At 36.0% G+C, this 16,909-nt stretch carries 9 protein-coding genes and 1 pseudogene; all 10 read left to right on the top strand.

The window, feature by feature from the left end; all coding sequences use genetic code 11:
- Positions 1-511 (top strand): annotated as a pseudogene (locus tag ABYI63_RS15880) (peptide-binding protein); the annotation flags it as partial.
- Positions 512-567: 56 nt separating this feature from the next.
- The gene (locus ABYI63_RS15875; protein ID WP_372757753.1) at positions 568-1,866 is read left to right on the top strand and encodes a DUF6786 family protein; all 1,299 of its coding nucleotides are present in this window, start codon (positions 568-570) and stop codon (positions 1,864-1,866) included.
- Between the two features lie 11 nt (positions 1,867-1,877).
- Positions 1,878-3,422 (top strand): arylsulfatase, encoded by a 1,545-nt coding sequence (locus ABYI63_RS15870; RefSeq protein ID WP_372757752.1) that lies wholly within the window; start codon positions 1,878-1,880, stop codon positions 3,420-3,422.
- A gap of 87 nt (positions 3,423-3,509) precedes the next feature.
- Positions 3,510-5,003: a sulfatase gene (locus tag ABYI63_RS15865; protein ID WP_372757750.1), complete on the top strand. Its 1,494-nt coding sequence runs from the start codon at positions 3,510-3,512 to the stop codon at positions 5,001-5,003.
- Between the two features lie 33 nt (positions 5,004-5,036).
- Complete coding sequence (locus tag ABYI63_RS15860; RefSeq protein ID WP_372757748.1) at positions 5,037-7,868, top strand: right-handed parallel beta-helix repeat-containing protein; 2,832 nt, start codon at positions 5,037-5,039, stop codon at positions 7,866-7,868.
- A 62-nt stretch (positions 7,869-7,930) separates the two neighbouring features.
- Positions 7,931-9,499, top strand: a complete 1,569-nt coding sequence (locus ABYI63_RS15855; protein ID WP_372757746.1) for a hypothetical protein — start codon at positions 7,931-7,933, stop codon at positions 9,497-9,499.
- 38 nt (positions 9,500-9,537) lie between these two features.
- A complete protein-coding gene (locus tag ABYI63_RS15850; protein WP_372757744.1) occupies positions 9,538-10,983 on the top strand; it encodes a sulfatase-like hydrolase/transferase in 1,446 nt (481 codons plus the stop codon).
- A 390-nt stretch (positions 10,984-11,373) separates the two neighbouring features.
- Positions 11,374-14,568: a glycoside hydrolase family 2 TIM barrel-domain containing protein gene (locus ABYI63_RS15845; RefSeq protein ID WP_372757742.1), complete on the top strand. Its 3,195-nt coding sequence runs from the start codon at positions 11,374-11,376 to the stop codon at positions 14,566-14,568.
- Between the two features lie 116 nt (positions 14,569-14,684).
- Positions 14,685-15,827 carry an alpha-L-fucosidase gene (locus ABYI63_RS15840; protein ID WP_372757740.1) on the top strand — a complete coding sequence of 381 codons (1,143 nt, stop codon included), beginning with the start codon at positions 14,685-14,687 and terminating at the stop codon, positions 15,825-15,827.
- Between the two features lie 8 nt (positions 15,828-15,835).
- The coding region (locus ABYI63_RS15835; protein WP_372757738.1) for a sulfatase-like hydrolase/transferase at positions 15,836-16,909 on the top strand (1,074 nt) is incomplete at its 3' end.

The raw sequence follows: 16,909 nt of genomic DNA, 5'->3' as shown, positions 1-16,909 counted from the left end.
TTCCAATACCTTAGGTTGGGATCAAAATTCAACTTTTGGTGACCCCATGTTTGTCAATCCTGAAAAAGGTGATTTTAGAGTAAAAGAAAATTCACCAGCTTTGAAAATGGGCTTCAAAAATTTCCCAATGGATCAATTTGGTGTGAAAAAGCCATCTTTAAAAGCAATTGCCCGTACACCTGAAATGCCAATTTTAAAGGCTAATAAGGTTGAAAGTGAAGTCACCCAAAATGTAAAATGGCTAGGAGCTACTTTTAGCAATTTAACTAGTGAAGAATTTTCGGCATTTGGCGTGAGCAAAGAAGAAGGGGGCGTTGTGCTTTTGGATATTTTTAATGAAAGTCATTTAACAAAATCAGGTCTTTTAGAAGGCGATTTGATTCAGGCTGTAAACGGAATAAAAACTTCTAATGTAGATCAATTTATTCGAGTAACTGAAAAGCTTAAAGGAAAAGTTGATTTAAAGGTAGTTCGTAACCAGCAAGTAAGACATGTCAAAGTAATTAACTAGAACCAAAATAAAATTGAATTGTAAAAGAATAAGTTATTAATCAAACAATTTCATCTATGAAAAACGAACATTCCTTCTTCATTCAAAAAACAGGAATCTTAACGCTGTCATTTGTATTTATGATTTCTTGTGGTCATAAGAATAAATCCAACTTAAATTTAGAAAATCAAACAGAAAATAAAGAAAAACAAATGGATACAAATAGATATGGAGATGACGTTAGTTTTATGAAAAATTATATCGAATTGATTGAGCTTACAGATACTTCAAACCAATCTAAAGTAGCTGTGTCGGCAGCATTACAAGGAAGAGTGATGACTAGTAGCTCTAACGGGGAAAAAGGAAGAAGCTATGGTTGGATTAATAAAGCATTATTTGAATCAAAAGAAATCCAGGAACATATCAATGTATACGGAGGAGAAGAACGATTTTGGTTAGGACCAGAAGGCGGACAATACTCTATCTTTTTTAAAAAAGGCGCTGAGTTTACTTTGGAGGATTGGTACACACCAAAATTAATAGATTTAGAACCTTTTGATGTAAAAAATGTATCGGCAACTTCGGCTACGTTTTCAAAAAAAGCAACTTTAAAAAACTACTCAGGTTTCCAGTTTGATATGGAAATTGAACGCGAAGTGGCTATTCTTTCCAAGGATGACATTCAAAAAGAATTAGGCTTGCAAAACCTTTCAGACAATATGAAAACAGTGGCGTATCAAACTACCAATACACTGAAAAATATTGGAAAAACAGATTGGAAAAAAGATAATGGGTTGTTGTCTATTTGGTTGTTAGGCATGTTCAAGCACTCCCCAAACACCACTATTGTTATTCCTTATGTTCAAGGAGATGAAGCAGAATTAGGGAACATAGTAAACGACTCGTATTTTGGGAAAGTGCCATCAGATAGATTGGTAGTAAAAGAGAATGCTATTTTCTTTAAAGGCGATGGAGAATACAGAAGTAAAATAGGTTTGTCGCCAATGAGAGCAAAAAATATCGCAGGTTCTTACGATTCTGCAAACGGAATTTTAACCATCGTTAAATACAACAAACCAAAAAATGTGATAGATTACGTAAACTCTATGTGGGAAATTCAAAAAGAGCCTTTTAGCGGTGATGTGATTAATGCTTACAATGATGGTGCTCCAGAGCCAGGAGCTAAACCATTAGGGCCTTTTTATGAGTTAGAAACCTCTTCACCTGCTTTGGCATTAAAGTCAGGCGAAAGTGGCACACATATTCAAACCACTTTTCACATTGAAGGTGATGAAGATACTTTAAACCCAATAGTGAAAGAACTTTTTGGAGTGAGTATTAACGATATTAAAACAGCTTTTAAAGAAGTTCAATAAAAGTTAAATAGATGGGTTATATTAAAAAAATTATACAATTTGTTATTTGTTGTTGGTTAGTAACCTTAGGTGCTCAAGAAAAAAGTCCCAATATCATATTTATCATGACAGATGATCAGGGATACCCAGTAGTGGGTGCACATGGACATCCTTGGATTAAAACGCCAGAATTAGATAAAATGCATGATCAGTCTATTCGTTTCGATCGTTTTATGATGGGGTCTACCTGTGCACCAAGTCGTGCAGGTATTATGACTGGAGTTCATTCTATAAAAAATGGAGTTACTCATACCATATTCGAAAGAGAACGACTTAATCTGAAGGCAACTACCATATCAGAAGTTTTAAAACCTGCAGGTTATACGTCTGGTTATTTTGGAAAATGGCACTTAGGAGATGAAGAACCATACCAACCTGAGAATCGTGGATTTGACGAAACGTTTATTCATGGTGCTGGAGGTATTGGGCAAGCTTATCCAGGATCTTGTGCAGATGTTCCTGGCAACACTTATTTTGATCCAGTATTTAAACATAATGGAACATTTGTAAAAGCTAAAGGTTATACTACAGATATATTGTTTAAGTCAACTTTAGGATGGATTCAATCAGTAAAGGATTCCGACCAACCATTTTTTGCTTATTTATCAACTAATGCACCACATAGTCCATTTGTGGCACCTCCAAAATATCAAAAACATTTTGAAGATTTAGGTTTTGAGAGCAAAACTGCAGGTTTTTACGGAATGGTAGAACATATAGATGATTGTATGGGACAGTTGTTTGATCAGTTAGAAGATTGGGGGTTGATGGAAAATACGATTATTATTTTTACTTCCGATAATGGGATGACTACGGCTGGTTGTGGATTAAAAGGTAATGCTGGACGTCCTCAGGTACAACTTGGCACGAACAAAAATGGAGAACCCATGATGTCTTATAATGCCGGGATGAAAGGTTTAAAAAGTACCGTAAACGAAGGTGGTGTTCGTGTGCCATTCTTTGTTCGGTGGAAAGGAATGATAAAAGAGGGACGTACAGTAAATACAGTTGCTAGTTATTTAGATATTTTACCAACATTAGCAGATTTTGCCGATGCTAAGCTTCCAGAAGCAAATGCATTTGAAGGTAGAAGCTTAAAACCTTTAATTTTAGAGAAAAATCCACAATGGAAAGACCGTTTTCTTTTTCAGCATGTAACACGTTGGAAACACAAAGCAAATCCTGATGATTTTAAATGGGGGGGATATTCTGTACGTAACCAGCGGTTTAGATTAGTACAAGGTGTGTTATACGATATGGAAAATGATCCAGAACAGCATGTAGATGTAACAGCAGAATACCCAGAGCTTGTTGCGTTAATGAAGAATGCTTACGAAAAATTTTGGGACGAGGCTCGTCCGTTAATGATTAATGAGGACGTGCCATTAGCAGCAGAAAAACCCTTTCACGTTGATTATAATACACAAAAAGAAAGCATAGGTATTCCTAATTGGAAAGCACCAAATATTAAATGGGAGGAATCATATAAAGGAGGACCTACAGGTCTTGAAAAATAAGTTTCAATAACTTTAAAGGAGTGAATATATATATCCTTGTTCTTTTGAAAAGTAACAAAGCTTAAAAAGAAATTAAAGTAGATTTAGATGGATAACATTAAAAGAGTAATACAAGTTTGTATTTGTTTTTGGATTTTTACAAGTTGTGCCCAACAAAAAAAGCCAAACATCATTTTTATTATGGCAGACGATTTGGGTTGGCAAGATGTAGGTTTTATGGGTAGTAACTGGTTTGAAACTCCCAATTTAGATGCTTTAGCCAAAGAAAGTTTGGTGTTTACAGATGCTTATATGTACCCAACATGTTCCCCATCAAGAACCGCTTTAATGACGGGGAAACAGTCGTTTAGAACGGGCGTTTACAACGTGCCTGTATTAGAAAAAGGAGATAATCAACACAATATCTTTTCGCGTTGGACAGTGGGTTTGGAACATATCATGTACGCCCAACCTTTAAAAGAAGCAGGTTACAAATCCATTCACTTGGGGAAATGGCATGTGGTAGGGCCAAACCCCAAAGAAGAAACAAATTATCCGTTTGAAAAACCATTAAATCAACCTGCTAACGGAAATTTAGATTGGTTGCATGAACATCAATCGGCTGAAATTCAACAGTATTATCCAATAGGAAAAGGCTTCGATGAAAACGTTGGTGGTACTTGGTGGGGCGATCCTGCGAGAGGTTATGTTGAAGGGTATCAATCTGAAAGTGGCGGCTACGAAGCACCGTTTAAAAATCCTTTTATTGAAGATAAAAAAGATGACGAATGGTTAACGGATAGATTAACCAATGATGCAATTGATTTTATAAAGCGCAATAAAAACGAACCATTTTTTGTAAACCTTCATTATTATGCACCTCACAGACCAACAGTTCCGAGAAGTGAAGAACAATACCAAAAATTTTTAAATAAAACTCCAGATGCGGTTACGGGACAAGGCGAAAAACGATTGGAAGAAATAGCGGGTTATGCGACTATGATTGCTTCAATTGACGAAAACGTAAAACGAATTTTCGATTATTTAGATGAACAAGGTTTAAGAGAAAATACCATCGTAGTTTTTACTTCGGATAACGGATTTAATGGTTTACAAAGCAATACCAATGTATTAAGAGGTGAAAAAGGAACCATTTACGAAGGGGGCATTCGCGTACCTGCTTTTGTAAATTGGAAAGGAAATGTTACGGCTGGAGTTTTGGAAACACCTATTTGCGGCATGGATTATTTTCCAACCTTTTTAGACTTGGCACAAGTGAAAAATCACATAGGAGTTTTGGATGGAACTTCTATTGTTCCTTTATTGAAAAACAAACCTTTTAAAGACCGTGCCTTGTTTTGGCATTTGGCAAGTACTTACAAAAACCCACCCTGTTCGATTATTAGAAAGGGCGATTGGAAACTCATTCAGTTTTTAAATGATGGCAAAGTAGAGTTGTACAATCTAAAAGAAGATTTAAAGGAAACTGAAAATCTTGCAGATATAAACAAAACCAAAACTGCTGAACTATTAAGCGAACTTACTACGTGGCGAAAGCAAAACAACGTGCCGCTACCACCTGTCTCTATATTGGAGTTTTAATAAAGAAATGAATCATAAAGTAAACTATAAAAAATGAGAATTAGCCATATAGAAATTAAGTCTTGGATAAAAAAACTTCAAATAGTCGCAATGCTATTATTGGTAAGCCATATGGGTTTTTCTAAAGAGGTTTATGTTTCCATAGCTGGTAATGATTTTAATCCGGGTACAAAAGAATTGCCTTTTGTTACTGTGGAGCGCGCTGTTTCCGAAATAAAAATTTTAGCAGGAAAGGAAGCCGTAACCATTTGGATAGGCGAAGGCACTTACTATCTTTCAGAAACCCTGTTGTTGGATGCATCTTTTTCAGGAAACAATGAAGCCCCATTTACAATATCATCTTTACCAGGTGCAAAAGTGATAATCAAAGGTTCTAAACTTTTAGATGGCTTAAATTGGAACGAATACAAGAATGGAATTTATGTTACAAAAGTTCCTTATGGGCTTAAATTCGACCAGCTTTTTGTAAACAATGAAAGGCAGGTTCGTGCACGATTTCCTAATTATGATTATCAAAATCCATTAAGAGGAGGAAAGGGGTATCAGTTAGTTGCAGGTGGTACAGACGAGCGTTATGACCAGTGGTTTACCTACAATCCAGAAATCTTTACCCAAAAAGAATGGAAACATCCCGAAACCGGAATTGTTCACGCTTTTCAAAGTCATAATTGGGGAAATATGCAATATCGTATCAAAGCAGTTGAAAGGGATAGTCATAAAGTTTTATTGGGTGAAGGCGGTTGGCAATTGCAACGAAAGTATGGTATTGGAGGAAAGGGCGAGAAAGCCTCATGGTTTTATATCGAAAATATTTTTGAAGAATTGGATGTTCCGGGTGAATGGTTTTTGGATACCGAGAGCCATCAGTTGTATTACTACCCAGGAACGGGAATTAACCTTCAGCATTCGGTTTTTGAAGTTCCTGTTTTAAAAGATTTGATACAGATAAAAGGCACATCAGAAAAACCCGTAAAACATATTGCTGTAAGAGGAATCACCTTCACACAGTCTACTTTAACTTTTATGGAAAAATATGAACCGGTAGCGCGAGGCGATTGGTCCATCCATCGTGGTGGTGGCATTTTTATGGAAGGCGCTGAAAACTGTACTATTGAAGATTGCAATTTCGAATTTTTGGGAGGTAACGGCGTGTTTATGAGTGCTTATAACCGAAACAATGCAGTTAGAAATTGCCGTTTTGTGCATACTGGAGAAAGCGCGGTTTGTTTTGTAGGCTCGCCATCTGCCGTTCGTTTTTACCAAACTTGGGACGATAGGGAAATTGACGGGAAAGATTGGAACGAGATGCGCAAGCATATGGATTTGGAGCAAGGTCCTAAAACCCCCGACTACCCGAAAGATTGTATTGTGGAGAACAGCATTATGCACGATTTTGGCGATTTTGGTAAACAGGTGGCAGGTGTTTATATTTCCATGAGCCACAAAATAAAAGTGTCGCACAATACTATTTATAACTGCCCACGCGCTGGAATATGCATTAACGATGGCACGTGGGGAGGACATATTATTGAAAATTGCGATATCTGGGAAACCGTGCGTGAAACTGGTGAACACGGTCCTTTCAACTCCTGGGGGCGCGAACGCCAATGGTTAGGTGGTGGCGGTACCGAGGAAGATTACATTAACACATATACAAAGTTGGATGCTATAGATGTTACCATTTTACGAAACAACAGGATAGCCAATTTCCGAAAATCTGTTAGTGCAGGAAACTGGACCATCGATTTGGATGATGGTTCTTCAAATTATGAAATTTATAATAACCTGAACCTAGGTTCAACCATTAAACTACGTGATGGTATGTACCGAAAAGTGTACAATAACATTACGGTAAGTGCGGTGCCTTTGGGCTGGCATGTATGGCCAAAACAGTCGTTTGATGAGGTGCATCACAACATCTTTGTTATTTCAGGAGCAGTACCTGGTAGTGTGGAACCGACAAATAGATTCATTCGTCCAATCAGATTACCTGCTGACACGCCATGGAGCAACAATTACGATTACAATTTATATTGGAATGTTAACGACCCGAATTCACCAAAAATTGCAGAAGACAAATCGATGGAGCAATGGCAGGCAGAAGGTTACGACCGGAATTCCATAGTGGAACAACCTTTATTTAAAGACACTGAAAAAGGAGACTATAGCGTAAAGAATCATTCGCCAGCACTTAAGTTGGGATTCAAAAATTTTCCAATGGATGCCTTTGGGCATCAAATGACTAGGATAATACCCTTTGGAGGTGATTTTTCTGAAAAAGTTGAAGTTGTTTTAAAGCCCGATGTGCGTATGAAAAAAGGAGGTAGCCTCCGTTATACATTGGGTGGTTCGGAGCCAACTATACATTCACCAGTTTATTCACAACCCCTAACACTAAAACGTTCAACCATCCTAAAGGCTAGATCTTTTGACCAAAATGGTAATCCGATTGATTTTACTCAAGAAGTGGTATTTACAAAGGTGGACAAAGTAGAGCATCCAAGCTGGTTTCAAACTTTACTGGATGGCAAATATAGCGGAGACCTGAGCATAACAGAGAAAAAGGCTGCTGTTGAAGAGATTCTTGGAGCAGTTATGGTGGATATTGCCGACGATCCAGATTTAATTGATGCTTCAGGAGGTTATAATTTTGGATGCTTTATAAAATCCATCGATACGGAAAAAGGCAAGCTTCTACTGGAATCGGGATTAAAAAAAGAGTGGATTATTCAGGCAATAAATAAAGAAAAAGTAGATAATATTTCAGGTTTTAAAAAGCTTGTAAACAAATACAGCGGCAAGCATGTAACCATAACGGCCGTTCGTAATTATCAAACAAATACATTTAAGTTGAAACTGCCTTAAAAAAAATGAGCCAGTCTTGAAACTTAATTAAAGAATAATAATCGAAAATATCAGATTAAAAAATGAATAAACTTTTATCAACCCTTACGGTAGTTTCAATACTTATTCCAAAAGTATCGTGTTCCCAAACCATTCAGGATAACGTTTGGAAAATGGCATCTCAGGAAGAATGGCAAGCTAATATGGCTCATCAATCAAACCTGGAAATCAAGGATGGAAAAGTAGTGCCAACAAGTACCGAAGCAACATTTCGAAGTAAACTAAAAAAGTTTGACAAAAAACAATCGGTAAAATCAATAACCTTATCTCAATCTCCTGAATGGCTCAATTGGAAACCGGTGCCTAACATCGGGCCATCCAATTTAGCAGATGCGCCGGTAGCGCTTCAGTTGGGTGAAGGTAATTATTGGATGTTTGGCAGATATGGTAAAGGCAAAAATGATACTACTTTTCAAGCCAAGGATACTGTTTTACAAGGGTTCGATGTGCTTTTAAAAACCACACCCTATAAAAACCAATTGGATGCTCCGGGTGGTTTAAAACCAAGTTTGGGCGGTTACCATGCATGGCAAAGTAAGGATATGGTGCATTGGGTACATCATGGACCTGTAACGGAACAATTTTCTGCTTGGGTAACAACGGCTGAGTATGTTGATGGTAAATTATATTTGTATTACGATTTTCCAAACGACCAAGATCCACACCTTTATATTGATGATGATTTAACAGACGGTGTTCCAGGAAAAAATATGGGAATGGTATTTAACGATGTTACACACGGTTCCGATTGTGCAGTAATTCGCGATTTAGAAGGTAATTTTCATTTAATAGTAGAAGATTGGTCGCCTATAAATGCATCTACTCATGCCTGGGATTCGCCTTTGGCAGTTCATGCGGTAAGTAAAACTGGTATCGGAAATTTTGAAGTTTTAAATCCGCCAATAGATCAAAGAACTAAACCTACAGGTAAATTTTCAGAATATGTACATCCTCATTGGCATGCAGAAGCACCAGAGCGCTTTCCGGCAAAAGTGGCAACAGAAGATGTGCCACAGCACCGCGTAAAAAAAGGAGATAAAAAAGCTTATGCAACATACCAAGTACACGAACCAGAACAAAATGCTTATGGAGATTGGGCATCCATTTCTATTGGAGGGCAGTATTATTTATTTGCCGATTTTGACCCTGCTGGAGGCCACGGAAGAGAGAGCATGAGTGTGGCTTGGTTTACTTCAAACGATATTAATAAGCCGTTTAAATTTTGTGGAAATATTGGAAAAGGCCACCTAGACCCAGACATTATGTTTGCAGAAGGTAAGTTTCATTTAATTACCCAAATGAATACCGATTATGTGAGCGATGGTCCTTGGGTAGAAACCGTTGAAATACGCGTTGGGGTTGATACTACAAACGATGGTGCCATTGACCAATGGAGCGATTGGCAAGTGGTAAAAGAACAATATGATTATAAGGAAGGGTTTTCAAAACAGATAAAAAAAAATCCCGCTACGGTTGATTTATCAGGTCTTCCAGAAGGCTATGGTTTTCAGTTTGAAGTTAAAGTTACAGATACGACTGAAAACGAATCAAAACCAATATTAGATGAATTAGTAGTGGTATTTGGAAAGTAAAACGGATATTTTGAAAAGAAAAATTAAAAATTAATGAAATGAAAAAAAGAATATGTTTAGCACTCTTATTAGTTTTTGTAACTGTATCCTGTGGTCCTAGAAAACCTAAAGTCGCATTAGAAATTACTAATAGTGAAAATAAAATCCGTCCCAATATCATTATCATCTTAATTGATGATGCAGGTTATTCCGATTTTGGTTTTATGGGCTGCAAGGATTTGGATACTCCTAATATTGATAGACTTGCTAAAAGCGGTGTTGTTTTAACTGATGCTCATGTAACCGCAACAGTTTGTGCTCCTTCAAGAGCGGGCTTAATAACAGGGAAATATCAACAACGTTTTGGTTTTGAGGCAAATGGTACGGGTAATGAAAATACTGGTATTGCAGGTGATATCGGCCTGTCGGATGATGTTGTGACCATGGCAGACGTTTTTAAAAATAATGGATACAAAACCATAGCTTTAGGCAAATGGCATTTAGGAAATAATAAATCTGACCATCCCAATCAAAGGGGTTTTGATGAATTTTATGGTTTTGAAGTTGGGAGCAGGTCATATTTTCCAATTAAAAATCCAAGAAGAGGGCAAATGTTACAGCACAATGGACAGCGAGTCGTGTTTGAAGGTTATTTGACAGATGTGTTGGGAGACCAATCAGTTAAGTATATTGAAGAAAATAAAGACACTCCGTTTTTTATGTATTTAGCATACAATGCAGTGCATACACCGATGGAAGCAAAAAAAGAACATTTAGATAAATATAAAAATCATCCTAGACAAGAATTAGCCGCTATGACTTGGTCGTTGGATGAAAACATAGGAAAGCTTCAAGATATATTAAAGGCATTAAAAATAGAAGAAAAAACCCTTATTTACTTTTTAAGTGACAATGGTGGGGCTGCGAACAATAGTTCTAGTAGTGGTCCATTAAAAGGATGGAAAGGTAATAAGTTTGAGGGAGGGCATAGAGTACCATTTGTTGTTAGTTGGCCCTCCGTAATTAAATCGAATCAAACATTTACTGGCTTAAGTTCATCTTTAGATATTTTTACAACCTCCATAGCCGCAGCTCATATCGAAAAAGAGAATCATTTATTTTTAGATGGGGTTAATTTATTGCCCTATTTAAAAGGAGAACAAACAGGAAATCCACATGATAAATTATTTTGGAGAAAGTTAGAAGAGTCTGCAGCCAGAATTGGCAATTATAAATTAATACGATTGGAAAATTATGGCCATACCTTTTACAATCTTGAAAATGATTTAGGGGAAACGATTAATTTAACTAAAAAAGAAAACGCACGTTTTAATACCGCCATCAATGAGTTAAAAGCTTGGGAAACTCAATTAATGAAGCCACTTTGGGTTGAAGAAAGAGACTGGATGGATGTTACCTATCATATTCATCAAAGATTGATGGAAAATAAAGAAGCGCTTTATAAAAATCCACATATGTTGAAAAAATTCTCTGTGAAAAAATAAATTAACCTAATAAAATTTTTGGTAAATTATAAAAAGAGTATACCCTAGTTTGGTTTGATAGAGGAAAATTTAGAATGCAAAGGGCTATCTTATTGCTAACTTAGGGTATTGCAACATTTTTACCCCATTTATGATAAATCTCGATTTTTAATTTAGATTAAATTTGGCTTCAAGATTATTGTTTTTAGGTCGATAGAGTCTATTTGTGCGATAAATCTACTTTGAGATGTGCAATTAATATTTAATTAGATTTTTTCGATATATAAAATTATAACTCAATTTTTAGATTTGAATAAGTAGAAATTTAAATTTTACGTTTTTATAATGCCAGTGTCAAAAAAAAGTTTCACACGCCTTTCTGATTAACCATAATAATTAAAAAAATAATAAATGATCAAATATTTTTACATACTGGTAGCTTCGGTATTTGTGTTTTCTACTAGTAAAGCACAAGAAAAACCATTGTATAAATCTGAAAAATGGGAAAACCCAGAGTGGGAAAATCCTGAGATTTTTCAAATAAATAGAGAAGCACCTACAGCTTCATTTTATAGATATGCTTCTGTCGATGAAGCGCTAAATAATGAAAGTTGGAACAATTCTACCCTATATCAATCACTCAATGGTATTTGGAGTTTTTATTATGCTGAAAATGTAAATGTAAGACCGACTGATTTTTATAAAAATGATTTTAGTTTAAAAGGGTGGAGCACCATTCAAGTGCCTTCAAATTGGGAAATGAAGGGTTTTGGAATTCCTGTTTATACCAATAGAACCTATATGTTCCCTGCAAATCCACCATTTATACCTCATGATATAAATAATGTAGGGAGTTACAAAAGAGATTTTGAAATCCCTCAAAACTGGGATGGGAAAGATATTTATCTCCATTTTGCAGGCGTCAGTGGCGCCATGTATGTATGGGTGAACGGAGAGAAAGTAGGTTATAATGAAGGAAGCAAAACAGCAGCTGAATTCAATATTACTAAGTTTGCTCATAAAGGAAAAAATACGGTTTCTGTTCAGGTCTTGCGTTGGTCGGATGCCAGCTATATGGAAGACCAGGATTTTTGGAGATTGAGTGGTATTGAGCGCGATGTATATGTTTATGCTGTAGATAAATTAACAGTTAGGGATTTTAGAGTGACTGCTGATTTAGATAATAATTATACTGATGGTCTTTTTAATGTAGCTTTAAAAGTGGACAACAATACTAAAAAAGCGACCAAAAGAACTCTTGAAATTAAATTATTGGACGGCACTAAAGAAGTTTATGCTGAAACGAAAAAAATAGATTTAAAAGTAGGTAGAAATACAGTTGAATTTTTTAAGGAATTACCGAATGTGAAAACTTGGAATGCAGAGCATCCGAACTTGTATTCCTTGGTGATTGATTTTAAAGATGAAAACAACAATACAACTGAGGCTACTTCTATAAAAGTAGGTTTCAGAAAAATTGAAATTAAAAACAATCAATTTTTAGTAAACGGAAAGGCGGTTTATTTAAAAGGAGCAAATCTACACGACCATAGCGATACCGAAGGGCATACCGTTTCCGAAGCACTTACTATGAAAGATTTGGAAGTAATGAAACAAAACAATTTGAACGCCATTCGTTGCAGCCATTATCCAAAAGACCCTCATTTTTACAGGCTATGCGACAAATATGGTTTCTATGTTGTAGATGAAGCCAATATTGAAACCCATGGTATGGGAACTACCAACCAAGGTTTAGATAAAAACAAAAAAGCGCAAGCCATTCATCCAGCCTATTTACCGCAGTGGAAAGGCGCTCACATGGATAGAACAGTTAGAATGTTTGAACGTGATAAAAACTTTCCTTGTATCGTTACTTGGTCATTAGGAAACGAAGCTGGAAACGGTGAAAACTTTTTTGCTACTTACAAATGGTTAAAAGAGCAAGATACTACAAGACCAACGCAATATGAAGGGGCAACAAATTATGCCAATTCTGATATTCAAGCACCTATGTATTGGACTATTGAAAAAATGATTGACTATGCTGAAAATAATCCTACTAGACCTTTGATTCAATGTGAGTATGCACATGCCATGGGCAATAGTGTGGGGAATTTACAAAAGTACTGGGATGTTATTGAAAAGTATGACATCATGCAAGGTGGATTTATCTGGGATTGGGTAGACCAAGGCATGCTGACTCAAGATTCTAATGGAGAGAAATTCTGGGCTTATGGAGGAGATTTAGGAGGTGATAAATTGCAGAATGATGTAAACTTCTGTTTAAACGGAATTGTAAATCCTGATAGAACAGCACATCCTGCATTGTACGAGGTTAAAAAAGTGTACCAATACATTAAATTCAAAGATATTAATGCAAAGAATGGAGAAATTGAAATAAAAAATGCTTACGATTTCACGAATTTAAGTGACTATGATTTCACTTGGAAATTAATGGAGAATGGAGTGGAAATTGCTTTCGGTACGTTGCCTCAATTAAATGTGGCACCTTACCAAACTAAAACGGTAAAAATTAATTTACCTAAAATGGACAATCCTAATGTGGAATACCATTTGAATATATATGCTTTAAATAAAAAAGCAACCGATTTAGTTCCTGCGAAACATATAGTAGCTTTTGAGCAATTTCAGTTAACGGCATCAAAATTCAGTATTTTGGCTTCTGATTCAAAAGATAAAATATTTATCACTACAGAAAATAATGTTGTAACGGTTTCTAATGACAATTTTAAATTGAATTTTGATTCTAAAACAGGAATTTTAAATTCGTTGGATTACGGCAACGGAAACATACTTGTTGACGGAGTGAAATCTAATTTCTGGCGTGCAGTAACCGATAATGATTTTGGAGCTAAATCTCCGGAAAAATTAGAGGTTTGGAAAAAAGCTACCGATAATCATTCCTTAATTGAAGTTAAGTTTTTTACAAATGCTAAAGAAATATCTTTAAAAAAATCGAAAGTAAAAGGAGCATTACGTATTCAAACCACATTTGATATACCATCTGTAAAAGGTCAGATAACTGTTGTTTATGATATCCAAGCTTCAGGAGCGATTATAGTTACCAATACGTTGCGTAATGTTGACAAAAGCTTGCCGCATTTACCAAGATTCGGAAATAATTTCATCATTAAAAATGAATATCAAAATGTAGCATGGTTTGGTAGAGGGCCTTTTGAAAATTACAATGATAGAAATACTGCAGCATTGGTAGGCGATTACAGAGCAAAGGTGGAAGACTTGTATTTCCCTTACATTCGTCCACAGGAAAATGGGTACAAGACCGATGTTCGTTGGGTAACTTTTAAAAATGATGCTGGAAAAGGAATCCAAATAAAAGGAAATCAATTGTTAGGATTTAGCGCACACCATCAATACAACGATGATTTTGATGCTGGTAAATCAAAACAACAACGCCACACTACCGATATTCAAAAAAGAGATTTCGTAAATATTAATATCGATTACGGACAAACAGGAATTGGTGGAGACAACAGTTGGAGTGAAAAAGCTTTAGCGCATCCTGAGTTTAGAATTCAAGCAGGTGATTTGGAGTATTCCTATACCATAACGCCACTAAAATAGTAGTTTTAAACTCAAAGCATGTTGTAAAAAAGGAAGTAGAATTATGCTTCCTTTTTCGCAATTATTTTGAATGAATTAAATAAAAATAAGTTTAACAACTAAGGTGTCATATATATATGAAAAGAAGAAGTTTTATTGAATTATCATTTCTTGCTGGAGCAGGAACCATGTTATTCACTAGTTGCAAGTCGGCTTATCCATTAAGTGTTTCTGGTGATAATAATCAAATTCCATCCTATTTATCAGATTACAAAGAATTATACGCCAAAAATCCACGTGAAGCGGCTAGTCAATGGTTTAGAGATGCTAAATACGGAATGTTTATTCACTATGGCTTGTATTCAATACTAGGAAGACATGAATGGGTTCAAAATAACGAAAAAATCCATGTTGACGAATACGCTAAATTAAAAGATCAGTTTACAGCAGATAAATTCGATGCCGATTTTATCACTGATTTAGCTTTGGAAGCGGGAATGAAATATATCAACTTAACAACGCGTCACCATGATAGTTTTTGTTTGTGGGATACTAAATATACAGATTTTAATAGTATGAATTCTCCAGCCAAAAGAGATTTAGTTGCAGAACTTTCAGAACAATGTAATAGGAAAGGATTAGCCTTGTTTTTATACTATTCACACGGTCGTGATTGGCGTCATCCGCATGCACCTAATAATGATAAATGGGGAAGTTCCGCAAGACCAAAATTTGAGACTCCTGAGCCTCATTATAAATATGGTACTGATCACGATTTGAATATTTATTTAGAATTTATGTCTAATCAAATCAATGAGTTGTTGACCAATTATGCGCCAATTGCTGGAATTTGGTTAGATGGGATTGGTGTTCCATTGACCGGAGATCGTTCGTTGTTTAAATGTCAAGAATTATATGACATGATTCATGCTAAACAACCGCAGGTATTAGTGTCTTACAAACAAGGGCTTTTAGGAACTGAGGATTTCTTGGCTCCAGAAAGAAAGTTTGATTCTAGTGAAAAGATAAAAACACCACTGGAAATTTGCGATCATTTACAGCGTAAAGGCTGGGGATATACCAAAACCGAAGATGGCAATCATAAAACCAAAGAAGAAGTCATTGCTATGTTGAAGAAAGCAAATAGCTATCCAGCTAATTTGTTGTTAAATACAGGCCCGCTCCCTTCTGGCGAAATGCATCCCGAAGATGTAAAAGTGTTACGAGAAGTTGGAAAAGAAATTAAGTCCAGAGGATGGGAAAACCTGTTGAATTCATAAAAATTAGAATGAAAAAAAAGGGTCTATTACTTATTATTTTACTTAGTGTTGGAATTATTTCCATTAATGCGAATGCTCAAAAAAACAAACCTAATGTATTGTTTATTTTTGCAGACGACCAAAGGGCCGATGCTTTAGGTTGCTCCGGAAATACATATATCCAAACCCCAAATATTGATCAATTAGCCCAAAATGGTGTTCAATTTACCAATAGTTATGTAATGGGAGGTCACCACGGTGCTATTTGTGCTCCTAGCAGAGCGATGCTTATGAGTGGAAAAAGCCTTTTTCATGTTTACGATAAATTAAATGGCGTGAAAACCATGCCCATGCATTTTGCAGAAAACGGTTATGAAACTTTTGGTACAGGAAAATGGCATAATGAGAAAACAAGTTTTGAAGCTAGTTTTCAGTATGGAGACAATGTTTTTATTGGTGGAATGGCCGACCATTATAGCACCGCAATGCGCAAGTTGGGAAAAGATGGTAAATTAAGTGAGCCGATAAATAAAGGCTATTCTACCGATTTGTTTGCTGATGCCGCCATAAACTATTTAAATGGCTATGCCAATGGAAAACAGGAAAATCCTTTCTTCTGTTATATTGCTTTTACAGCGCCTCACGATCCACGTTCTCCCCGCGAAGATTATATAGGCATGTATCCAGACGCATCCATTCCTGTTCCGGGGAATTTTAAAGCTTTGCATCCCTTTCAGTTTGATAATTTAAGTGTTAGGGACGAAATGCTCGGGCCTTGGCCACGTACACCAGAATTGATACAAGCTTCTTTGGCAGATTATTATGCTTTAATTAGTCACATGGACAATCGGATTGGAGATGTAATCAATACCCTAAAAAAACAGGGGTTGTATGAAAACACCATTATTGTTTATGCAGCCGATAATGGATTGGCTATTGGTAGTCATGGCTTATTGGGAAAACAAGACCTTTATGAACATAGCATGAAAGTGCCGTTAATAATCAGTGGTCCAGGAGTTCCTAAAAACGAAATAAAAGACGCTTTGGTCTATTTGTTTGATGTATTCCCAAGTTTGGCAGATTTATGTAATTTGCCAGAACCA

The sequence above is a fragment of the Mariniflexile sp. genome, from assembly GCF_041583155.1.
In the GTDB taxonomy this organism is placed as follows: Bacteria; Bacteroidota; Bacteroidia; order Flavobacteriales; family Flavobacteriaceae; genus Mariniflexile.
This window is presented reverse-complemented; position numbering and strand designations above follow the sequence as displayed.

What these genes read in the sequence shown, in the direction of transcription:
- ABYI63_RS15875 (WP_372757753.1), top strand. Translation starts at nt 568, where the DNA reads ATGAAAAACGAACATTCCTTCTTCATTCAAAAAACAGGAATCTTAACG.
- ABYI63_RS15870 (WP_372757752.1), top strand. Translation starts at nt 1,878, where the DNA reads ATGGGTTATATTAAAAAAATTATACAATTTGTTATTTGTTGTTGGTTA.
- ABYI63_RS15865 (WP_372757750.1), top strand. Translation starts at nt 3,510, where the DNA reads ATGGATAACATTAAAAGAGTAATACAAGTTTGTATTTGTTTTTGGATT.
- ABYI63_RS15860 (WP_372757748.1), top strand. Translation starts at nt 5,037, where the DNA reads ATGAGAATTAGCCATATAGAAATTAAGTCTTGGATAAAAAAACTTCAA.
- ABYI63_RS15855 (WP_372757746.1), top strand. Translation starts at nt 7,931, where the DNA reads ATGAATAAACTTTTATCAACCCTTACGGTAGTTTCAATACTTATTCCA.
- ABYI63_RS15850 (WP_372757744.1), top strand. Translation starts at nt 9,538, where the DNA reads ATGAAAAAAAGAATATGTTTAGCACTCTTATTAGTTTTTGTAACTGTA.
- ABYI63_RS15845 (WP_372757742.1), top strand. Translation starts at nt 11,374, where the DNA reads ATGATCAAATATTTTTACATACTGGTAGCTTCGGTATTTGTGTTTTCT.
- ABYI63_RS15840 (WP_372757740.1), top strand. Translation starts at nt 14,685, where the DNA reads ATGAAAAGAAGAAGTTTTATTGAATTATCATTTCTTGCTGGAGCAGGA.